A 20,011-nucleotide genomic window follows, 5' to 3' on the forward strand; every position below is an offset into this window, starting at 1 on the left:
CGACCCGCAATTAATTGCCACCCATCCAGAATGAGGAGTGTTGCCGCCATGGACTGGCGTCACCATGCTGTCTGCCGCGACGAGGACCCGGAGCTGTTCTTCCCGATTGGGACGTCCGGACCGGCTCTCCTTCAGGTCGAGCAGGCCAAGGCCGTCTGCCGGCGCTGCTCCGTCACCGACCAGTGCCTTCAGTGGGCGCTCGAGTCGGGTCAGGACGCCGGCGTCTGGGGCGGGATGAGCGAGGAGGAGCGGCGCGCTGTCAAGCGGCGCGGCGGCCTCCGGGTGCTGCGCGCTCACTCCGCCTGATCCCCCAACGACACAGCAGTACGCCCCGGCGGGTTCGCCTGCCGGGGCGTACTGCTGTCCAGAACCGATCGGGTCGGACGAGCGGTCAGGCCGGCTCGTCGACCCGGCTCAGCACCAGCTCTGCCAGCTCGGGCGCATCCGTCAACGGGGCTGCCACCGCCACCGCGCCGGCCTCCCGCGCCGAGGCGGTCACCGCGTCGTGGAACAGGCCCGGCGCGAGGAAGTACGCGGACACCGCGACCCGACGCGCGCCCGCCGCCTGCAGCCGCGTCACCGCCACACCCGTCGCCGGTGGGGCCGCCGAGGCGTACGACACCCGGCAGGGCACCCCGAACTCGACGCCGAGCGCATCGGCCACCCGCCCCACGGAACCGCGCGCACGCGCGTCCCGGGTGCCCGCGGCGGCCAGCACCAGGGCGTCGAAGCGGCCCGGAGCGACCTCGGCGAGCCGACGACGCAGCCCCGCCATCAGGGCCGGCGCCACCGTCCCGTCCGCCGGACCGAGCACGTCGGTCACCCGTACCGTCAGCGCTGCTCCGGCCGTCGTCGCCGCGGTCACCGCCGCCGGGATGTCCACCCGACGGTGGTACGCGGCGGTCAGCAGCAGCGGCACCACCACCGCACGCCGGTGCCCCGCCTGGGCCAGCGTGCGCAGCACCTCGGTCGGCCCCGGCTCGGTGTGGTCCAGCCAACTCGCCCACACCGACAGGCTGGGCCGGGCCGCCGACACTGCCCGGGCCAGCGCCCGGGTGGCCTCGGCGGCTCGGGGATCCCGGCTGCCGTGCGCCACCAGCACCACCGGGGGCGCCCCGCCGGCCGCACCGGGGCCGGTCGGGGTCGTCGACGACGAGGTCAGACGTGCAGCCCGCACTCGGTCTTCTCGAACATGGCCCAGCGGCCGGCGCGCGGATCCTCGCCGGCCTTCGTCCGGCGGGTGCACGGCCAGCAGCCGATCGAGCCGTACCCCTGCTTGAACAGCTCGTTGACCGGCACGTTCCAGCGGGCGATGTAGGCGTCCACGTCCCCCTGCGACCAGGCCGCGATCGGGTTGACCTTGACCTTGCCCCGCCGCGCGTCGAACGTCACCACCGGCGTGTTGGCCCGGGTCGGCGACTCGTCCCGACGCAGACCGGCGGCCCAGGCGTCGTACCCGGACAGGGCCCGCTCCAACGGCTCCACCTTGCGCAACTGGCAGCAGTCGTCCGGCGACTTGTTGAACAGTCGCGGACCGTACTGGCCGTCCTGCTGCCCCACGGTGAGCCGGGGTCGGATCGACCGGACGTTCACCGGCAGCGTACGGGCGACCTCGTCGCGTACGCGGAGCGTCTCGGGGAAGTGCAGACCAGTGTCGAGGAAGACCACGTCCACGCCCGGGGCGACCCGGGACACCAGGTGGGCCAGGACGGCGTCGGCCATCGAACTGGTGACGCAGAACCGGTCGCCGAAGGTCTGCGCCGCCCAGCGGGCGATCTCCAGCGCGGGAGCGCCCTCCAACTCCCGTCCGGCGTCCTCGGCCAGTACGCGCAGCTCGTCCGGGCTGCGCAGGGACGGATCGGCGGGCTTCGGACCACCCGGGCCGACCAGGCGCAGGCTTGCAGCGGAGACGAGGCTCATCGGGTCACCGTCCGGGAGAGCAGCCCGGTGAACTTCACCGAGAAGACCCGGGCGCAGGCGTGGCACTCCCAGGCGCCGTGCCCCGCCTCGTGCGGCCGCAGGTCTTCCTCGCCGCAGTACGGGCAGTACAGGGGTGCCGCTCGGTTCTCGCTGCTCACCGCAGTTCCTCCTCGTCGACTCTGATCACCCAGTTGGCGAACGTCTCGCCCTCGCTCCGCCCGGCCAGGTAGCGGCGGGCCAGCCGTTCCACGTACTCGGGAAGCTCGTCGGCGGTGGTCTTCAGGCCCCGCAGCTTGCGGCCGAAACCGGCGGTCTGCCCCTGCGCCATGCCCAGGCCGCCGCCCAGGTGCACCTGGAAGCCCTCCACCTGCCGGCCGTCCGGGCCGACCACCAGCTGACCCTTGAGGCCGATGTCGGCCACCTGGGTGCGGGCGCAGGCGTTCGGGCAGCCGTTGATGTGGATCGAGATGTCCGCGTCGAAGTCGCGCAGCCGCTGCTCCAGCCGGGCCACCAGTTCCTCACCGCGAGCCTTGGTCTCGACAATGGCGAGCTTGCAGTACTCGATGCCGGTGCACGCCATCGTGCCGCGTCGCCAAGCCGACGGCCGGGCCTCCAGGCCGATGCCGCGGAGCGCGTCGACGAGCGACTCCGTCCGCGCCGTCGGCACGTCGAGCACCAGCAGCTTCTGGTACGGGGTGAGCCGTACCCGGTCGCTGCCGTGCGCCTCGACCACGTCGGCCAGTTGGCTGAGCTGCGCGCCGGAGACCCGCCCGACCACCGGGGCAGCACCCACGTAGTGCCGCCCATCGGCCTGCTCGTGCACGCCCACGTGGTCGATCGGCTTCGACGGCAGGGCCGGCGCGGGGCCGTCGAGCAGCGTACGACCGAGGTAGTCCTTCTCCAGGACCTCGCGGAAGCGCTCGACGCCCCAGTCCGCGACCAGGAACTTCAGCCGGGCCCGGTTACGCAGCCGGCGGTAGCCGTAGTCACGGAAGATGCCGACCACCCCGGCCCAGACGTCCGGAATCTCCGCCATCGGCACCCAGACGCCGAGCCGCTTGGCGAGCATCGGGTTGGTGGAGAGGCCGCCACCGACCCAGACGTCGAAGCCCGGGCCGTGCTCCGGGTGGTCGACACCGAGGAACGCGATGTCGTTCGACTCGTACGGCGTGTCGACCAGCCAGGAGATCGACGTCTTGAACTTGCGGGGCAGGTTGGAGTACTGCTTGTCGCCCACGTACCGGGCGACGATCTCGTCGATCGCCGGGGTCGGGTCGAGCAGCTCGTCGCGGGCCACCCCGGCGACCGGGCTGCCGAGAACGATGCGCGGGCAGTCGCCGCACGCCTCGGTGGTCTGCAGGCCGACCGACTCGAGCCGACGCCAGATCTCCGGCATGTCCTCGACGCGGATCCAGTGGTACTGGATGTTCTGCCGGTCGGTGATGTCGGCGGTGTCCCGGGCGAACTCCCGGGAGATGTCCGCGATGACCCGCAACTGGGCCAGGCTGAGCTGGCCGCCGTCGATGCGGACACGGAGCATGAAGAACTCGTCCTCCAGCTCGTGCGGCTCCAGCACGGCGGTGCGCCCGCCGTCGATGCCCGCCTTGCGCTGGGTGTAGAGGCCCCACCAGCGGAACCGGCCGCGCAGGTCCTGCGGGTCGATGGAGGCGAAGCCACGGTGCGCGTAGATGTTCTCGATCCGGGCCCGGACGTTGAGCGGGTCGTCGTCCTTCTTGATCCGCTCGTTGGGGTTGAGCGGCTCGCGGTGGCCGAGCGCCCACTGACCCTCGCCCCGGGGCCGGCGCGGCGGCCGAGCGGGCCGGGCCGTCGGGTCCTCGGGCCGGGCCGGGATGCTGCTGACCGCCATCGCGGCGTCCTCCGTTGTCTGCTGTGCCTCGGGGCACGCGCGGGGCGCGACGGCCGGCCCGACGAAGCGGGCGGGACAACGGTGTCAAAGACAGCCGGCGCGGAGCGCGCCCGAGACAGATTGGTCGGGCGTCGTCAGTGAGCCGGACAGATGGCGCTGCGCACGCGGCCGTAGTCGACGTGGCGACGAGCCACGAAGCGGCGGACGACAGCGGCGGTCATGCGCCCATGCTGCCACACCGCGTAGGGCCCGGCCAATGTCCACGTGCGGCATCCCACATCACGGGCCAGCCGACTCGCGGCACTTCGCGGGGTGGGCCCGGAGGCCTTGGCGGCGTGGCAGGCTCGGGACTGTGGGCGGACTGTCCGGGAGGGCGATGGGGGTCGCGCGGGGCGCGCCCGTCTGGCTGTTTCCGGCGCTGCTGACCCTGGCGGTCACGCTGACCGGGATCGGCTCGGCGCAGCTCTGGCGCGACGAGCTGGCGACCTGGAGCGCCGCCACCCGCTCACCCGGCGAACTCGCCCGGCTGGCCGGGAACATCGACGCCGCCACCGGCCCCTACTACCTGTTCATGCACGTCTGGGTTCTGGTCGTCGGTGACTCCACGATCGCCCTGCGGGTGCCTGCCGCAGTGGCCATGACCGTCGCCGCGGGGCTGCTGGCCGTGCTCGGGACGCACCTCGTCGACCGGCGCGGAGGTCTGCTCGCCGGGCTGCTGTTCGCGGTGCTGCCCAGCACCTCCCGGTACGGGCAGGAGGCCCGCCCGTACGCCCTGGCCACCGCCCTCGCGGTACTCGCCACACTGTTGCTGGTGGCCGCGCTGCGCCGGCCGGGTTGGGCCCGCTGGACCGGGTACGGCGTCGCCGTGGCCGCGCTCGGGCTCACCCACCTGGTCGCGCTCACCCTGCTGGCCGCGCACGCGCTGGTCGTGCTGGTCGCCCGGTGGGGTGGTCCCGGGGTGGCCGGCATCGCCGCGACGGGCGGTCGGGACCGGCGGGTGTGGCGGTGGGCGGTCGCGCTGGTACCGGTCGCGCTGGTGGTGACACCACTGCTGCTGCATGCCCGCGCCCAACGCTCCGAGCAGTTGAACTGGGTCGGCCTGGCACGGCCGGACGACCTGAGCGCGCTGCCGGGCGGCGTCGCCCAGAGCAGCGTGGTGGGCGGCCTGCTGGTCGGGGTGGCGGCGCTCGGCGCGGCCCGACTCGGACGGCGCGCCCTGCTACCGCTGAGCGCGGTGCTGCTGCCGGTCCTGCTGCTCTTCGTGGCCGGGGCGGTCGTACCGCTGTGGGTGCCCCGCTACCTGGTGTTCGTGGTGCCGTTCGCCTGCCTGCTGGCCGGCGCGGCGCTGGCGTCGGTGCCCGCGCCGGCCGCGCTCGCCGTGGTGGTCCTGGCCGGGCTTCTCGGCCTCCCCGACCAGGCCGCGTTGCGGCGGACCCACGAGTGGCCGCGCAGCGCGCCGGTGGACTACGCGGGCGTCGCCCGGGTGATCGCCGACGGCCAGCGCCCCGGGGACGCCGTGGTCTACTCGCCCCGGCACAGTTGGCTCTTCCTCGATCTGGGCATCGAGTACCACCTCGACGACCCGCCACGGGACGTGCTCGTCACCGAGGACGAGGTCGCCCGGGGCGATCTGTGGGCCGCCGAGTGCCCGCGACCGACCCAGTGCCTGGCCGGCACGGCACGGGTCTGGCTCGTGGTTGCCGGCCGGCACGCCGAGCCGCTGGCCGCGGTGCCGGACGCCAAGGGCGACGCGCTGCGCGCGCAGTTCACCGTCGCCCAGGTCTGGCAGCGCCCCGGCCTGACCGTCGCCCTGCTGACCAGCCGCTGACCGACCGGCCACCGCACGGACCCGCGCGTCGACCGCCGGCCTGATCACTCGTAGGCGAGGCCGGCCACGCGAGGTCGACCGTGGGCCCGACCGTCCAGCAGGCGGGCGCACCCACGCGGTGTCGGCTGACGACCTCATCGCCAGGAGGCGTGGCCGACCCACTGCGATGAGCGTGATGCCGGTGAGTCATCAAGATGACTCACCGGCATCACGCTCATCCACATCTCCGCTCCCGGAAGGGCCCCCCGGCAGCGGGCTACTCAGCCCCTGATAGCGGCCGCCGGCAGCGGGCCGCTCAGCCCTGGGAGCGGCCGTCCGAGGCGCTGCGGCCCAGTGGGACGACCAGCAACGCCTCGGTGCCTCCGTTGACGCCCGCGCGCAGCTCGATGGTGCCGCGCAACTCCCCCGTGACCAGTGCCCGGACGATCTGGAGGCCGAGTCGGCTGCCGCGTTCGGCGTCGAACTCGGGCGGCAGCCCGCGTCCGTTGTCGGTCACCGAGACGTGCAGCATCTTGCGGAACCGGTGCGCCGAGACGACCACCTCGGGTCGCAGCGACGGATCGACCTCGGGTGCGGCCACCGGCACCAGGCCCGAGGCAGCCGCGCTCGCGATCGGCTCGTCCGCCTCGTCCGCCGGTGGGAAGCCGTGCTCGACGGCATTGAGCAGCAGTTCGTTGAGCACCATCACCAGCGACGTGGCGATCTCGGCCGGCAGTACCCCGAAGCTGCCCTGGCGGCGCATCCCGACGCTCACCTCGGTCGCCGCGACCTCGGTCGCCGCGCTGGCGACCCGGTCGACGATGCCGTCGAACTCGACCGCCTCGTCACTGGACATCGACAGTGTCTCGTGCACGAGGGCGATCGAGGCGACCCGGCGGACGGACTCCTCCAGGGCCACCCGGGCCTCCGGCATGGACACCCGGCGGGCCTGCAACCGCAGCAACGCGGCCACCGTCTGAAGGTTGTTCTTGACCCGGTGGTGGATCTCCCGGATGGTGGCGTCCTTGGTGATCAGCGCCCGATCCCGGCGGCGGACCTCGGTGATGTCCCGCACCAGCACCAGCGCGCCGATCGGTACGCCGGCGGGCATCAACGGCAGCGCCCGGGTGAGCATCGTGGCCCCGCGCGCGTCGATCTCCCGGCGGGGCGGGGCCTCGCCACGCAGCGCGGCCAGGATCCCGGTCGCCGCCTCGGCGCCGTCGAGCGGGTCGCCGGCCAGTCGGCGGTGCAACGCCGCCAGGTCCTCACCCACCAGGTGCGAGGCGTAACCCAACCGCCGGTACGCCGACTGGGCGTTCGGGCTCGCGTAGGTGACCTTGCCCCCGGCGTCGAGGCGTACCAGGCCGTCACCGACGCGGGGCGCGGACGTTGTCTCGCCCGGGTGCCGGGGCGGCGGGAAGGTGCCGTCCGCGATCATCTGGGCGAGGTCGTCGGCCGTGGTCAGGTAGTTGAGTTCGAGCTGGCTGGGCGTTCGCGCGGTGGAGAGATTGGTGTCCCGGCCGACCACGGCGATCACCTCGCCGGCCTCGCCGTCGGCGGTGCGCAGCCGGACCGGGATCGCCTCGTGCCGGGCGGGCACGTCGCCGTACCAGACCGGGTCGCCCTCGCGCCAGATCCGCCCCTGGGAGTAGGCGACCGCCAGGTGGGCCACCTCCGAGCCGCCGATGATCCGGCCCACCTGGTCGTCCTGGTAGGCGGTCGGCGCGGTGGTGGGGCGCACCTGGGCGACGCAGAGGAACGTGCCGTCGGCGTCGACCGGCACCCAGAGCAGCAGGTCGGCGAAGGACAGGTCGGAGAGCAACTGCCAGTCACCGGCGATCCGGTGCAGGTGGTCGATGTCGGCCGGACGGAGGTGGGTGTGCTCCTCGGCGAGGTCGCGCAGCGTGGACACGGTGACCAGGGTGCCACGCCGCGCCGCGCCTCACATCGTCGCGGTGACCTTCTTCAGCCCGCGCGGCGCGTCCGGGTCCTCCCCGCGGGTGAGCGCCAACGCCAGCGCCAGGCGCTGCAACGGCAGGATGTCCAGCAGCGGGGCGTACCGCTCGTCGACCTCGGGGACGGCGAGCCGCGCGGTGCCCGGCACGTCGGCGGAGCCGACCACCACCACGTCGGCGCGGCGCTCGCCGAGTCGGGGCAGCACCTCGCCCATCGACCGGCCGCCGGGGCCGGAGCCGACCACGGCGAGGACCGGGACCTCCGGGTCGGTCATCGCGAGCGGGCCGTGCAGCAGGTCGGCGCCGGAGAAGGCGAGCGCCGGCAGGTACGAGGTCTCCATCAGCTTCAGCGCCGCCTCGCGGGCGGTCGGGTAGGCGTACCCCCGGCCGGTGGTGACGAGTTGGCGGGCGAAGCGGTAACGCGGCGCGAGCTGGGCCGGGGTGTCGTCGGCGAGGGTGCGGGCGGCCAGGTCGGGCAGCGCGGCGAGCGCCTCGCGCTCCGCCGTGGGGAGTACGCCGTCGCCGGCCTTGATGCCCTCCACCAGCATCAGCAGGGCGAGCAGCTCGGCGGTGTACGTCTTCGTCGCCGCCACCGCGCGCTCGTGCCCGGCGGCGATGTCGATGCTCAGCTCGGCCGTCTCGACAAGCGGGGAGTCGGGGGCGTTGGTCACCGCGAGGGTGAGCGCGCCGGAGGCCCGCGCGGCGCGCAGCACCTCGGCCAGGTCGGGCGAGCCACCGCTCTGGCTGACCCCGACGACGAGGGCGTCGGACAGGTCGGGGCGTGCGCCGAAGAGGGTGACCACGCTCGGCGAGGCGAGCCCGGCGGGCAGGCCGAGCCGGATCTCGGTCAGGTACGCCCCGTAGAGGGCGGCGTGGTCGGAGGTGCCCCGGGCGGTGAAGACGACGTGCCGAGGTCGACGCTCGGCGACGACGGCGGCCACCCGGGCGATCGCCGCCGCGTTGGCGGTGTCGAGCAGGCGCGCGTAACCGGCCGGCTGCTCGTCGATGTCGGCGGCCATTCCGGACCCTGCACGTGACACGGACACTCCCCTCCTGCGCGATTGCCGCGCGTTTCCTGCTCAGTCTTGCACCCTTCTGCTGGCCAGAGCAATTATTCGAGCAGGAGTGCGCAGTTGATCACTTGATCATCTCAATATCAACTACGCTGGCCCCGCCGAGAAACTGCGACGAGAGGACACCGTGCCCGAGGGAAGGGACAACCCCGCGCTCTCCGCGACGGAGGAGCTGGCCCTGGCCCGGCTGGCACTGGACGAGGGTGACCTCCACCACGCCGCCCGCCACCTCGCTGGCGCGTTGGCACGAGCGCCCACCCTGCCCGAGGTGCACGAGACGCTCGCCCGCCTCGCCGCGGCCGACGGAGGAGGCCTCGACCTCTTTCCGATCAACCACCACACCTTCGTGGGCGCGGTCGTCGCCCGTGCCCACCTACTGGCCGCCGCCGGCCGCCCCGCCGAAGGGCTGGAACTGCTCGCCGCCGCGACCGGCCACGCGCCCGGCGCCGAGTGGGCGGGCGTGCCGTGGGTGACCGCTCCCGAACTGGCCGAACGACTGGACCCGGACCGCCTGGCCCGCGTCCTCATGCAGGTCTGCGCGGCGCTCGGCGACCCGGTGCCGCGCGCCGGCCGGGCCGCCCTCGCGCCGTACCTCACGCTGGCCCGCAACGCCGTCACCGTCCATCCGGAGAACGGGACGCTGCTGGGCGCGGCGTCCGCGCTGGCCCGGCGTCTCGGCGAGGTCGCGCTGGCGATCCGCTGGGCCAGCCGAGGGGTACGGAGCCAGCCGTCGAAGATGGGCGAGGTCTGGCTCGGGTACGCGTACCGCAGCGCGGGCCGGACGCGCGACGCCCTCGCGGCCCTGTATCGGGCGGTCGACCTGGACCCCGACGACCTGGCCGTCTATGCCGACATCGCCGGCACCCTGGCAGACATCGGCCGGCTCGACGACGCGCTGGAGTGGACCGAGCGGGCGCTGGCCCGGGACCCGACGTTCGACTGCGCGGTGCACACGACGCACCGCCTGCGGCACCTGCGCGACGGCGACGTGTCCCACCTGGTCGCGCTCGCGGACTTCATCCGTGACCACCCGGACGACAGTCACGAGCACGGCGACCTGGCCCAGTGCTGTCGTGCGCGGCCCTGGCTCGGGCAACTGACGCCGGCCGGCGGGCCCCTGGTGGACGCGATGCGCCAGGCGGTCGCCGACGACGACAACGGCATCGGCGGCGTCGTACACCTCACGGCGGCAGCCCCACCGAGCGCCCTGCGGACGGTTACGTCCGTGGCCCCCGGGCTGCACATCGAGGTGGAGGGCGCGGTCGAGCCGGACCCGCGCGAGCCCCGGCGCGCGTCCGCGCGGCGGCTCTGGACCTTCACGGGGCACCTGCCGACGCCGGCGCTTCCCGGCCCGTCGGCGGTGGCGGTCGAGCGGATCGGTCAGGTGGCCCAACCGGCGTGGCCGCACCCACCGGCCGCCTACGACGCGGCGGTGGGTCTGGCCGGTCTCGACGTGGACGACCTGCTCGGGCTGCTGGTGTGTCCGCCCGCCCCGCCGGCCAACGCGCTGGGCCGGTTGCTGGCCGCGCAGGATCCGTCGATCTGGGTACGCGCCGTTCAGGTGTGGGCCTGCCTGGGGCTGCTGCACCAGCGCACCGACGAGCCCTGGCACGGCTCGACGAGACGACAGGTGCTGCTCGACCTGGTCTGGGGCGTGGAGGACTGGGTCACCGAAGCGGCGCTGTTCGCCCTGGTCACCGCCGCCTGGGTGGACCCGGCGGCGCGGTCGGACGTGGCCCGGGTGGTGGCGGAGCGGTTGGCCGACGTGGCGGCGGTGGCCCAGACGCGGCCGGTGCCGATCGCGACCTCGCTGGCCCACCTCGCGCTGGCCGCCCCGGCCGTTGATCCGGCCACCACGGCCCTGGCCGTCCGGATGCTCGGCGAGCGGGCCCCCCGCCTTCCCCGCCCCCGCAACCCGCTACGCCGTCTCTGGCAGCGCCTGACCCACCGACGCTGAGTGTCCCGCGCACACGCGAGAAGCGCCCCGCCGATCTTCGGCGGGGCGCTTCTTCGGGGGAGGTTCAGGCCACCGGGGCCTTGCCGAGGGCGACCTCGGCCTCTTCCTCCGGTGTCGCCTGCGCCGGCGCCTCGTTGGCGGTGCGCAGCGGGATCTCCTTGATGAACCAGGCGAGCACCGGGATCACGACGGTGAACAGCACGGCCCAGAGGAACACGTGCGAGATCGCGTCGGCGAGACCGCCGAGCACCAGCTCACGCGCCTGGGCGGGCAGGTCCTTGAGCTTCTCCAGGTTCATTTCGCCCTCGCCGCCACCGCTGAGCGCCCTGCCGGCGGCCGAGTCGGCCAGTCGGTTGGCGAAGATCGCGCCGAACAGTGACACACCGAACGAGCCGCCGATCGACCGGAAGAACGTGGCCGCGCCGCTCGCCGCGCCCAGGTCCTTCTGCTCGACGCTGTTCTGCGCGATCAACATCGAGGTCTGCATGAGGAAACCCATGCCGACGCCGAGCACGACCATGTAGAGCGAGGACGTCAGCTTGCTGGTGGTGACGTCGAGCATGGACAGCAGGGCCATGCCGCCGGCCATCACCACGCCGCCGATGATCGGGTACGCGCGGTACTTGCCGTTCTTGGTGATCGCCCGGCCGATGACGAGCGAGACGACGAGCATGCCGAACATCAGCGGCAGCAGCAGCAGACCGCTGTTGGTGGCCGAGGCCCCCTGCACGGTCTGCTGGTACAGCGGCAGGAAGTTCATGGCGCCGAACATCGCGAAGCCCAGCAGGAAACCGATCACCGAGATCAGCGCGAAGTTGCGGTTGGCGAAGAGCCCCAGCGGCAGGATCGGCTCCGGGACCCGGCGCTCCACCAGGCCGAACGCCACCAGTGTCACCAGGGCCAGCACGGCGAGCCCGAAGATCTGCGGCGAGACCCAGTCGTACTCGTTGCCGCCCCACGTGGTGATCAGGACGACCGCGGTGATGCCCACCGAGAGCAGGCCGGCGCCGAGCCAGTCGATCCGGTGCTCGGTCCGGTACTTCGGCAGGTGCATGGTCGTGATGAGCACGAGCAGCGCGATGCCGCCCAGCGGCAGGTTGACGTAGAACGCCCACCGCCAGGAGAGGTTGTCGGTGATGAAGCCGCCGACCAGTGGGCCGGCCACCATGGCGATGGCCATGATGCCGGCGATCATGCCCTGGTAGCGCCCGCGCTCGCGGGGCGGGACCAGGTCACCGATGATCGCCATCACGCCGACCATCAGACCGCCCGCACCGAGGCCCTGGACGGCCCGGAAGGCGATCAGTTCGATCATGCCCTTGTCGACGCCACCGAACATCGCCGAGCCGGCCATGCCGCAGAGGGCCGACCCGACCAGGAAGACGACCACCGAGGTCAGGAAGACCGTCTTGCGACCGTAGAGGTCACCGAGCTTGCCCCAGATCGGCGTGGAGACCGTGGTACCCAGGATGTACGCGGTGACGATCCACGTGAAGTGGCCGGCGCCGCCGAACTCGAAGGTGATCCGCGGCAGCGCGGTGCTGACGATCATGTTGTCGAGCATCGCGAGCATCATCGCGATCATCAGCCCGAACAGCACGACCCGTACATTGGGTCGCACATCGGCCTGGGTTGCCTGAGTCATGGGTAAGCCCCCCGAGGTTTGTCGTACTTACTTGCCGCCCGGCTAGTTACCTTACTAGCCGCACGGTAAGTTGGATACCAACACGCGGTCAAACGAATTGGAGGGCGTGGGTGAGGGAGAGCACAGGCGGCACCCGAGAGCGGATCAAGGCCGTCGCGTTGGAGCTCTTCACCGAGCAGGGGTACGAGAAGACCTCGCTGCGGGAGATCGCCGAACGCCTCAACGTCACGAAGGCCGCGCTCTACTACCACTTCAAGAGCAAGGACGACATCGTCGCCAGCTTCGTGGAGGATCGGCTCGACCAGATGGACGCGCTGACCGCCTGGAGCGAGTCACAGCCGGCGACCCTGGAGACCCGGCGCGAGCTGATCTCCCGCTACGCCGACACGATGTTCGGCGGCGACATGCCCTCGGTGATGCGCTTCTTCGAGCAGAACCAGACCGTGTTCAAAAGCCTCTCCTCCGGGCAACAGATGCGTGGCCGGATGATGCAGCTCGCCAACGCGCTCTGCCGCGGCGACGACTCTCCCGCCGCCCAACTCCGCGCCGCGCTGTCCCTCTTCGCCGTGCACACGAGCTGGTTCGCCGTACGGGCGCCGGGCATCACGGACGAGGAACGCCGCCGGCTCGCGCTGGAGGTCGCCGACGAGTTGCTGGCCGCGATCGGCACTCCGCGAGACGGGGACGCCACCCCGACCAGCCCGGCCAACGCTCGCGGCTGACCGGCCGACGGTCAGCCGCGGGGCAGCTCCAGCCGCAGGCCGAGCAGGGCCACTCCCGCCGTCGGCGACCAGTCCTTGTCCGGCGTCCGCACGAACCCGAGACGCTCGTACAGCCGGTGGGCCGACACGGCCATCCCCGCGCGGACGCAGATCACGACGGCGGTGCAGCCCAGCCCGGTGGCCCGGTCGACGCAGGCGCGCGCCAGCGCCACGCCGACACCCCGCCCCTGGGCGGCCGGGTCGACGGCCAGCATGCGGAACTCCGCCTCGCCCGGCCCGGACAGCTCGGCGAACGGGGTGCCCGGCAGCACGAAGGTCACCGAGCCGAGCACCGATCCGGTCGACTCGTCCACCGCGACCAGCACGTCGCCGGCGGCGGCCCGGGTCGACACGTCGGCCAGTACCGCCGCGTACCCGTGCTCGCCCTTGAGCTGACCATCCGCCTCGTACGCGGCCACGGTCAGTCGGGCGACCGCCGGGAAGTCGGCCGGGTCGGCGAGCCGGACCAGCAGGCCGGTCAACCAATCACCGCGATCAGGTCGCCGTCCTGCACGACGTCGCCCTCGTGGACGGCGAGCTGCTGGACCACTCCGTCGGCCTCCGCGACGACCGGGATCTCCATCTTCATCGACTCGAGGATCACCAGGGTGTCGCCCTCGGACACGGTGTCGCCCGCCGACGCGACGACCTTCCAGACGTTCGCCACCATCTCGGCGCGGATCTCCTCGGCCATGTCCACGGCCCTCCCTTTTCGCGATGTACCTGCCGACGTATCCAATCACGCGAGGCTGGGGCATGGGTGGGCAGCGGCGCGGATCGGCCCCGGCGGCAGGGACGGGGTGTCGGTCGCACTACCATCAGCGGGTCGGACCCGACGCCGGGCGGCCGGTGGGTGCAACCGGCGCGAGGCCGCGCGAGACGGATCCGACCCATCACGAGGAGGTCAGCATGGCGAAGAAGGCCCGGAAGAAGAAGGCCCGGAAGAAGAGCAGCGCGAACCACGGTAAGCGCCCCAACTCCTGAACGTGCCGACGGGCCGACAGCCCGTCGACGGTCAGCTCCCCCCGGCCGAGGCCGGGTGCACCGGTGGCCCGGGTCGGTATCGACCCGGGCCACCGGCGTATGTGTGCTTCGTGCGCCGACGCTCAGTCGGCCAGCTCGCGGGAATCGCTCGTCTCGAAGACCACCAGCTCGGTGAGCTTCACCCGCAGCCGCTCACGCAGTTGGTCCGGCGCGGTCTCGTTGCCGCAGCAACGCGCGACCAGCGCCCGCACCTCCTGCTCGAGCCCGTACTCGCGCAGGCACGGCCCGCACTCGTCGAGGTGGTGCCGGATCAGCGCGCGCCGCTCGTCGGCGCACTCGAGATCCAGGTAGAGGTATACCTCCGCGAGCACCTCGCGGCAGTCCGTCTCGTGCGGCTCTCCACAGCTCACGTCACACCTCCCGGCTGGCAGCGGCAGCGGTCGAGCCCTTCGCGGACCGGGCCGGGCTGAAGCCCCGCTCCGCGGCGTACTGCTCGAGCAGCTTGCGCAGATTACGACGGCCGCGGTGCAGACGCGACATCACGGTGCCGATCGGCGTGCCCATGATGTCGGCGACCTCCTTGTAGGAGAAGCCCTCGACGTCGGTCAGGTAGACAGCCAGGCGGAACTCCTCCGGCAACTGCTGGAGGGCCTCCTTCACGTCGCTGTCCGGCAGCCGGTCCAGAGCCTCGGTCTCGGCCGAACGCAGACCGCTGGAGGTGTGCGACTCGGCCTCGGCGAGCTGCCAGTCGGTGATCTCCTCGGTCGGCGCCTGGATCGGCTGGCGCTGCCGCTTGCGGTAGGAGTTGATGTAGGTGTTGGTCAGGATCCGGTAGAGCCAGGCCTTCAGGTTCGTGCCCTGCTCGAACTGGTGGAAGGCGGCGTACGCCTTCAGGTACGTCTCCTGGACCAGGTCCTCGGCATCCGCCGGGTTGCGCGTCATGCGCAGCCCAGCAGCGTAGAGCTGATCGACGAATGGCATCGCGTCCCGTTCGAACCGGGCCCTGCGCTCGTCCGTCTTCTCGGTGGTCAACCGCACATCCCCTCGCGTCGGATGCTTTCCCGCCGAGGATACGCGCACGGACCTGCCCACAGATTCACTTCCGGCCGGTGTGCTCGTGCTCACCGCACCCGCCCCGCCCGGTCCCGCTGTCACGGGCCAGTCCGGGCCATCCAGCAGCCGCCGTAGCTGCCGGGCGTCCCGCTCGTCCCGTTCCAGGCTTCGTGTCTCGGTCGGCACCGGTCACCCCCCTCGCAGAAAAGTCGTCCGGGGTTAGTAACGCGAGATGACCACTGGGGCATTCCGTCCGGCTCTCCCGTTCCTGGTCCCGGCCCCGGGGACGCCGGCGCTGGGACCAGGAAGGGCCTGGGAGGACTGGTGACACCTGTCCGGTTCGGGCGGGCGGCACCATCGGATGCAACGACCCGTGCCCAGCGGCGGAAACGGTCCCTGAGGTCAGTCGGCTGTCCAACCGTGGGAGCGCAACCAGTCGCGGACGACCTCGCCCGTGCCGGCCGGGTCGCGTCGCAGGTCGTGCGTCTCCCCCGGCCGGGTCACGACCTGCACGCCCGGGCCGGACCCGGGCACGCCGAACGGATCCCGGTCGCCGTTGACGACGAGCGTCGGCAGGCCGGTGGCGAGTTCGGCGGCCCGGGACCGCTCCGGCTTGCCGGGCGGGTGCAGCGGGAAGGCCAGCGCGAGGACGCCGGCCGCGCCGACCGCGCCGGCCGTCCGGCAGGCGACCCGCGCGCCACTGGAACGGCCACCGACCAGGAGGGTCGGTACGTCGGTGTGCCGCTCGCGCAGCGCGGCCAGCACCGCCGTCCACGCCTCGTCGAGGTGCCCGGCGGGGGCCGGCGCGCGACGGCCGGCGACGCGGTAGGGCTGCGTCACCCGGACCACCGTCAGGCCGGCCGTGACCGCCGCGTCCCGAACCGCGAGCAGGTCGGGGGCGTCCACGCTGCCGCCCGCCCCGTGGCCGAGCGCCAACAGGGCGGCCGGCGCGCGAGCCGTCGCGACGCCGGCCGCACGGCCCGGCGCAACGGTCGGACCGACCGGTGGGTCGGTGTCGATCCGCGCCGGACCGCGCGGGGTGTCGATCTCTTCGCTGGGCAGCACCGGCCCATTCTGCGCCGACCGGGCCGGTCACCGGGATCGGTTCGCCGCGCTGGTCGGCTCAGCGGCACGCGATGGTCAGCTCAGCGGCACCAGCGTGAGTAGGCGGTCGCGGACCGGAGGGCCGGCGTCGTCGACCGCGTCCGGGTCTGGTTCGACCTCGCCGCGCCACGCGACGAGCATCGCCCGCCGCTCGCGCGGTGTGGTCGCCCCCCAGACGCCGTGACAGTCGCCGACCTCCAACGCCCATGCCAGGCAGGAGCCCTGCACGTCGCAACTGCGGCAGAGTGCGACGGCGGCGTCCGCCGGTTCGTTAGGTGCCGGAAAGAACGTCTCCGGATCGACGCTCTGGCACGTCCCTCTGGTGCGCCACGCTTCGTCCTGTCGACGTTCCCGCAGAGCCCGCAGCAGCCGCGGATCTCTGCGTGCCGCAGCCACCTCGTGCGGGCGGGGCATACGCGCCCGTGTCATTTCACCCACCTCCCCCGTGGGACCGGCAGGATCGGTGAAGTCGTCCGCCCCGTGCGAACCGACAGCCACTACCGGCGCTGTGTTGTATCGCACTTTCGGACACGGGGACAAGAGGCTTTCAAGAACATGGCTGAACGGCCAGGCGACGAATCGATCAGAACCTGGCAAATCGGCGCTCGACGATGCCTCTCATTCTCAGAACAGGGTCAACTCCGGTGGGGACGACATTGACGGAACGGACACGCGAGCGGTCAACTCCGGGCCGTCGTTGCGCACGTCGCCCACCGCCGGCCCGACCGGGCGGATCTCCAACCCGGCGAGAAGGTCGGACGACCCGGGCGCGAGCAGACGCTCCGGCTCGTCGCACGGCGTCAGCCACGACGACCACCGCTCCGGGGCCAGCAGCACCGGCATCCGGTCGTGCACCTCGGCCAGATCGCCTTGCGCCGCGGTGGTCAGCACGCTGAAGGTGAGCCGGCTCTCCGCCCCGGACTCCCAGAACGACCAGATACCGGCCAGGGCGAGCACCGAGCCGTCGGCCGGGGTCATGAAGTACGCCTGCCGGCCGCCATCGGGCCGGCGGACCCACTCGTACCAGCCGTCCGCCGGGACAAGGCACCGGCGGCGGGCGAACGCCCCGGCGTACGCCCGGCTGGTCGCCACCGTCTCGGCCCGTGCGTTGATCATGCGGGCGGCGCCGGCGGCGGACCGCGACCAGTGCGGCAGCAGACCCCAGCGGGCGACGCAGAGGCTGCGGTGCCCCTCGGGGCTGAGCCGGACCAGCGGGACGCGATCGGTGGGCGCGACGTTGTGATCCGGCCGGAGCACCCCGTCGGTGTCGTCGGACGACTCGAACAGGGCGCTCAGCTCACCGGCGCCCCGGGTCGTCGCATACCTGCCGCACATGCGCTCACGCTAACCCGCCGGGGGCCCCGCCTGCTGTCCCGCCAACCGGGAGCACGCAAGCCGGTCGACGTCACCCACCCGCCGACAGGGCAGAATGTCATCGTGGGGAATCTGACCGCGACCCGGCCGCCACAGCCGTGGGCCGCACCGACCGCGTCCGACCCGGTGGCGGCGACGCTGCGCCTACCCGGCTCCAAGTCGATGACCGCACGGGCCCTGGTGCTCAGCGCCCTGGCCGCCGGGCCGTCGACCCTGGCCGAGCCGCTGCGCGCCCGGGACACCGAGCTGATGTCCGCCGGTCTGCGCGCGATGGGCGCGCACGTCTCGATCAGTGACGACGAGCGCTGGCTGGTCCGGCCGCACCCGCTGGTCGGCCCCGCCCACGTGGACGTGGGGCTGGCCGGCACCGTGATGCGGTTCCTGCCGCCGGTGGCCGGCCTGACCGACGGGCAGGTCACCTTCGACGGTGACCCGTACGCCCGCACCCGCCCGCTCGGCCGGCTGGTCGACGCGCTGCGCTCGCTGGGCGTTCGGATCGACGTCGCCGGCACCGGCAGCCTGCCGCTGACCGTGCTCGGCACCGGCGGGGTCACCGGCGGCGAGGTGACGATCGACGCGTCCGTGTCCAGCCAGTTCGTCTCCGCGTTGTTGCTGGCCGCCCCGCGCTTCGACCGGGGCGTGGTGGTACGCCATGTCGGCCCGCCGGTGCCCTCCGCGCCACACCTGCGGATGACCGTGCAGATGCTGCGGGCCGCCGGCGCCGCCGTCGACGACAGCACCCCCGACGTGTGGACCGTCGAGCCCGGCCCGCTCAGCGGGCGCGGCTGGGACATTGAGCCGGACCTCTCCGGCGCGGTGCCGTTCTTCGCCGCCGCCCTGGTCACCGGCGGTGAAGTGACCCTTCAGGGCTGGCCGCACCGCAGCGCCCAACCGGTCGAGCAACTCCGCTCGCTGCTGCAGCGGATGGGCGGCGAGGTCACCCTCTCCACCGACGGGCTGACCGTCCGGGGCACCGGCGTGGTGCACGGCCTGACCGCCGACCTCTCCGACGTCAGCGAGCTGACCCCGGTGCTGACCGCGCTGGCCATGCTCGCCGACTCGCCCTCGGTCTTCACCGGCGTCGAGCACATCCGCGGCCACGAGACCGACCGGCTCGCCGCCCTCGCGCAGGAGTTCACCGCGCTCGGGGCCGACGTCACCGAGACGCCGGACGGCCTGGCGATCCGGCCCCGGCCGCTGCGCGGCGGGGTCTTCCGCACCTACCACGACCACCGCATGGCGCACGCCGCCGCGGTGGCCGGGCTCGCCGTTCCCGGCATCGAGGTGGACGACGTCGGCTGTACCTCCAAGACCATGCCCGAGTTCCCGGCACTATGGTCAGCGATGGTGACCGGCAAGAGCTGACGCGGAAAAGAGGACAGGTCCTGGCGACCAAGCGGCGGGAGTACGACGAGGACGACGTACGGGTCCGGCCCGGGAAGTCGTCGCGCCCGCGTACGCGCACCCGACCCCAGCACAACGACGCGGTGGACGGCTTCGTCATCGCCGTCGACCGAGGGCGCTACCAGTGCGTGCTGTCCGGCGCCGAGCGCGGCGTGGTGGGGGCCGAGCTGCCGACGGTGACCGCGATGCGGGCCCGGGAACTGGGCCGCAAGTCGGTGGTCGTGGGTGACCGGGTCAGCCTCGTCGGCGACACCTCCGGCGCGCAGGGCGCTCTCGCCCGCATCGTCCGGATCGCCGAGCGCCGCTCGGTGCTGCGCCGCACGGCCGACGACGACGAGACCACCGCCGAGGGCCGGTTGGAACGTGTCGTCGTCGCCAACGCGGACCAGTTGGTGATCGTCAGCGCGTTGGCCGACCCGCCGCCGCGCACCGGGTTCATCGACCGCTGCCTGGTGGCCGCGTACGACGCGGACGTCGACCCGCTGCTCTGCCTCACCAAGGCCGACCTGGCCGGCCCGGAGGAGGTGCTGGGCTACTACACGGAACTGGAGCTGCCGTACGTGCTCAACCGTCCCGACGCCGACCTGGGCGCGCTGCGCGCGTTGCTCAGCGGCCGGGTGTCGGTGCTGGTCGGGCACTCCGGGGTGGGCAAGTCGACGTTGGTGAACCGCCTCGTCCCGGACGCCGCGCGCGCGGTCGGGGTGGTCAGCGCCATCGGTCGGGGCCGGCACACCTCCACCAGCGCGGTGGCGCTGCGGCTGCCACCGGTTCCCGGCGTCGACACCGACCCCGGGTGGATCATCGACACCCCGGGCATCCGTAGTTTCGGGCTGGCGCACGTCTCCGCCGACAGCCTGCTGCACGGGTTCCCCGACCTGGTGGAGGGCACCGTCGACTGCCCGCCCAACTGCCCGCACACGGCCGACGAGGCCGACTGCGGGCTGGACGCCTGGGTGGCCGCCGGGAAGGCGGACCCGCGCCGGCTGGCGTCGTACCGCCGGTTGCTGGCCTCCCGGGCCGGCGACAGCGACGCGCGCGGCGACAGCGACCAGCGCGGGCCCGGCGAGGACGACCGGCGCGGGCCCGACGAGTGACCCGGTGGACGTC

21 protein-coding genes are annotated in these 20,011 nt (G+C 72.9%); 7 read left to right on the plus strand and 14 right to left on the minus strand.

From position 1 onward, the window contains the following. Nucleotides 1–48 precede the first annotated feature (48 nt). A complete protein-coding gene (locus tag ACLQ25_RS02770; protein ID WP_007072794.1) occupies nucleotides 49–306 on the plus strand; it encodes a WhiB family transcriptional regulator in 258 nt (85 codons plus the stop codon). Between the two features lie 85 nt (nucleotides 307–391). Here the strand turns inward: ACLQ25_RS02770 and ACLQ25_RS02775 are convergent, their stop codons facing one another. The 4 genes from ACLQ25_RS02775 to ACLQ25_RS02790 are packed head-to-tail and all read right to left on the minus strand — an operon-like array spanning nucleotide 392 to nucleotide 3,787. Then, a complete protein-coding gene (locus ACLQ25_RS02775) occupies nucleotides 392–1,177 on the minus strand; it encodes a sirohydrochlorin chelatase (RefSeq protein ID WP_425728745.1) in 786 nt (261 codons plus the stop codon). Next, nucleotides 1,159–1,920 (minus strand): phosphoadenylyl-sulfate reductase, encoded by a 762-nt coding sequence (locus tag ACLQ25_RS02780; protein ID WP_357125848.1) that lies wholly within the window; start codon nucleotides 1,918–1,920, stop codon nucleotides 1,159–1,161. Before ACLQ25_RS02780 ends, ACLQ25_RS02775 begins: the two co-directional genes overlap by 19 nt. Next, the gene (locus ACLQ25_RS02785; protein ID WP_355050529.1) at nucleotides 1,917–2,078 is read right to left on the minus strand and encodes a hypothetical protein; all 162 of its coding nucleotides are present in this window, start codon (nucleotides 2,076–2,078) and stop codon (nucleotides 1,917–1,919) included. The genes ACLQ25_RS02780 and ACLQ25_RS02785 overlap by 4 nt, the downstream gene beginning before the upstream one ends. Continuing rightward, a complete protein-coding gene (locus tag ACLQ25_RS02790; RefSeq protein ID WP_425728748.1) occupies nucleotides 2,075–3,787 on the minus strand; it encodes a nitrite/sulfite reductase in 1,713 nt (570 codons plus the stop codon). Before ACLQ25_RS02790 ends, ACLQ25_RS02785 begins: the two co-directional genes overlap by 4 nt. A gap of 376 nt (nucleotides 3,788–4,163) precedes the next feature. Here ACLQ25_RS02790 and ACLQ25_RS02795 point away from each other — a divergent pair, with 376 nt between their 5' ends. Then, entirely contained in the window at nucleotides 4,164–5,615 is a 1,452-nt protein-coding gene (locus ACLQ25_RS02795) for a glycosyltransferase family 39 protein (RefSeq protein ID WP_425728750.1), read from the plus strand. A gap of 295 nt (nucleotides 5,616–5,910) precedes the next feature. Here ACLQ25_RS02795 and ACLQ25_RS02800 read toward each other — a convergent pair whose 3' ends face one another. Then, complete coding sequence (locus ACLQ25_RS02800) at nucleotides 5,911–7,506, minus strand: histidine kinase N-terminal domain-containing protein (protein WP_425728752.1); 1,596 nt, start codon at nucleotides 7,504–7,506, stop codon at nucleotides 5,911–5,913. 30 nt (nucleotides 7,507–7,536) lie between these two features. Then, the gene (locus tag ACLQ25_RS02805) at nucleotides 7,537–8,568 is read right to left on the minus strand and encodes an SIS domain-containing protein (RefSeq protein WP_425728955.1); all 1,032 of its coding nucleotides are present in this window, start codon (nucleotides 8,566–8,568) and stop codon (nucleotides 7,537–7,539) included. A 181-nt stretch (nucleotides 8,569–8,749) separates the two neighbouring features. Here ACLQ25_RS02805 and ACLQ25_RS02810 point away from each other — a divergent pair, with 181 nt between their 5' ends. Beyond that, nucleotides 8,750–10,579: a tetratricopeptide repeat protein gene (locus ACLQ25_RS02810; protein ID WP_425728754.1), complete on the plus strand. Its 1,830-nt coding sequence runs from the start codon at nucleotides 8,750–8,752 to the stop codon at nucleotides 10,577–10,579. A gap of 64 nt (nucleotides 10,580–10,643) precedes the next feature. On the opposite strand, the gene ACLQ25_RS02815 is transcribed toward ACLQ25_RS02810, so the two are convergent. After that, nucleotides 10,644–12,224: an MDR family MFS transporter gene (locus ACLQ25_RS02815; RefSeq protein WP_425728756.1), complete on the minus strand. Its 1,581-nt coding sequence runs from the start codon at nucleotides 12,222–12,224 to the stop codon at nucleotides 10,644–10,646. Nucleotides 12,225–12,334: 110 nt separating this feature from the next. On the opposite strand from ACLQ25_RS02815, the gene ACLQ25_RS02820 reads away from it, so the two are divergent. Beyond that, entirely contained in the window at nucleotides 12,335–12,946 is a 612-nt protein-coding gene (locus tag ACLQ25_RS02820; protein ID WP_425728758.1) for a TetR/AcrR family transcriptional regulator, read from the plus strand. A gap of 11 nt (nucleotides 12,947–12,957) precedes the next feature. Here ACLQ25_RS02820 and ACLQ25_RS02825 read toward each other — a convergent pair whose 3' ends face one another. Both ACLQ25_RS02825 and ACLQ25_RS02830 read right to left on the minus strand, forming a co-directional pair. Continuing rightward, on the minus strand, nucleotides 12,958–13,467 hold the full coding sequence (locus ACLQ25_RS02825; RefSeq protein WP_425728760.1) for a GNAT family N-acetyltransferase: 510 nt from the start codon (nucleotides 13,465–13,467) through the stop codon (nucleotides 12,958–12,960). Then, nucleotides 13,464–13,685 (minus strand): biotin/lipoyl-binding carrier protein, encoded by a 222-nt coding sequence (locus ACLQ25_RS02830; protein ID WP_007464729.1) that lies wholly within the window; start codon nucleotides 13,683–13,685, stop codon nucleotides 13,464–13,466. Before ACLQ25_RS02830 ends, ACLQ25_RS02825 begins: the two co-directional genes overlap by 4 nt. 209 nt (nucleotides 13,686–13,894) lie before the next feature. Between ACLQ25_RS02830 and ACLQ25_RS02835 the strand changes: the two genes are divergently transcribed. Beyond that, entirely contained in the window at nucleotides 13,895–13,969 is a 75-nt protein-coding gene (locus ACLQ25_RS02835; RefSeq protein ID WP_369752275.1) for a 50S ribosomal protein bL37, read from the plus strand. 122 nt (nucleotides 13,970–14,091) lie between these two features. Here ACLQ25_RS02835 and rsrA read toward each other — a convergent pair whose 3' ends face one another. The 5 genes from rsrA to ACLQ25_RS02860 form a co-directional block, all read right to left on the minus strand. Further along, nucleotides 14,092–14,379 carry a mycothiol system anti-sigma-R factor gene (gene rsrA / locus ACLQ25_RS02840; protein ID WP_355050536.1) on the minus strand — a complete coding sequence of 96 codons (288 nt, stop codon included), beginning with the start codon at nucleotides 14,377–14,379 and terminating at the stop codon, nucleotides 14,092–14,094. 1 nt (nucleotide 14,380) lies between these two features. Next, a complete protein-coding gene (locus ACLQ25_RS02845) occupies nucleotides 14,381–15,208 on the minus strand; it encodes a sigma-70 family RNA polymerase sigma factor (protein ID WP_425728763.1) in 828 nt (275 codons plus the stop codon). A gap of 216 nt (nucleotides 15,209–15,424) precedes the next feature. Continuing rightward, nucleotides 15,425–16,087: an alpha/beta family hydrolase gene (locus ACLQ25_RS02850; protein WP_425728765.1), complete on the minus strand. Its 663-nt coding sequence runs from the start codon at nucleotides 16,085–16,087 to the stop codon at nucleotides 15,425–15,427. Between the two features lie 75 nt (nucleotides 16,088–16,162). Next, nucleotides 16,163–16,555, minus strand: coding sequence for a WhiB family transcriptional regulator (locus ACLQ25_RS02855; RefSeq protein WP_355050539.1), 393 nt, complete (start codon nucleotides 16,553–16,555; stop codon nucleotides 16,163–16,165). Nucleotides 16,556–16,750: 195 nt separating this feature from the next. Beyond that, entirely contained in the window at nucleotides 16,751–17,461 is a 711-nt protein-coding gene (locus tag ACLQ25_RS02860) for an SOS response-associated peptidase (RefSeq protein ID WP_425728767.1), read from the minus strand. Nucleotides 17,462–17,563: 102 nt separating this feature from the next. On the opposite strand from ACLQ25_RS02860, the gene aroA reads away from it, so the two are divergent. Continuing rightward, entirely contained in the window at nucleotides 17,564–18,865 is a 1,302-nt protein-coding gene (gene aroA, locus ACLQ25_RS02865; RefSeq protein ID WP_425728769.1) for a 3-phosphoshikimate 1-carboxyvinyltransferase, read from the plus strand. Next, on the plus strand, nucleotides 18,835–19,998 hold the full coding sequence (gene rsgA, locus ACLQ25_RS02870; RefSeq protein WP_425728771.1) for a ribosome small subunit-dependent GTPase A: 1,164 nt from the start codon (nucleotides 18,835–18,837) through the stop codon (nucleotides 19,996–19,998). Before aroA ends, rsgA begins: the two co-directional genes overlap by 31 nt. The last annotated feature ends 13 nt before the right edge of the window (nucleotides 19,999–20,011 follow it).

The sequence above is a fragment of the Micromonospora sp. DT44 genome (genome assembly GCF_049841635.1).
Taxonomy (GTDB): domain Bacteria; phylum Actinomycetota; class Actinomycetes; order Mycobacteriales; family Micromonosporaceae; genus Micromonospora.

Bases quoted from the DNA above. Each gene is read 5' to 3' on its own strand.
- ACLQ25_RS02770 (WP_007072794.1), top strand. From the start codon at position 49: ATGGACTGGCGTCACCATGCTGTCTGCCGCGACGAGGACCCGGAGCTG.
- ACLQ25_RS02780 (WP_357125848.1), bottom strand. From the start codon at position 1,920: ATGAGCCTCGTCTCCGCTGCAAGCCTGCGCCTGGTCGGCCCGGGTGGT.
- ACLQ25_RS02790 (WP_425728748.1), bottom strand. From the start codon at position 3,787: ATGGCGGTCAGCAGCATCCCGGCCCGGCCCGAGGACCCGACGGCCCGG.
- ACLQ25_RS02795 (WP_425728750.1), top strand. From the start codon at position 4,164: ATGGGGGTCGCGCGGGGCGCGCCCGTCTGGCTGTTTCCGGCGCTGCTG.
- ACLQ25_RS02805 (WP_425728955.1), bottom strand. From the start codon at position 8,568: ATGGCCGCCGACATCGACGAGCAGCCGGCCGGTTACGCGCGCCTGCTC.
- ACLQ25_RS02815 (WP_425728756.1), bottom strand. From the start codon at position 12,224: ATGACTCAGGCAACCCAGGCCGATGTGCGACCCAATGTACGGGTCGTG.
- ACLQ25_RS02855 (WP_355050539.1), bottom strand. From the start codon at position 16,555: ATGACACGGGCGCGTATGCCCCGCCCGCACGAGGTGGCTGCGGCACGC.
- ACLQ25_RS02860 (WP_425728767.1), bottom strand. From the start codon at position 17,461: ATGTGCGGCAGGTATGCGACGACCCGGGGCGCCGGTGAGCTGAGCGCC.
- rsgA (WP_425728771.1), top strand. From the start codon at position 18,835: ATGGTCAGCGATGGTGACCGGCAAGAGCTGACGCGGAAAAGAGGACAG.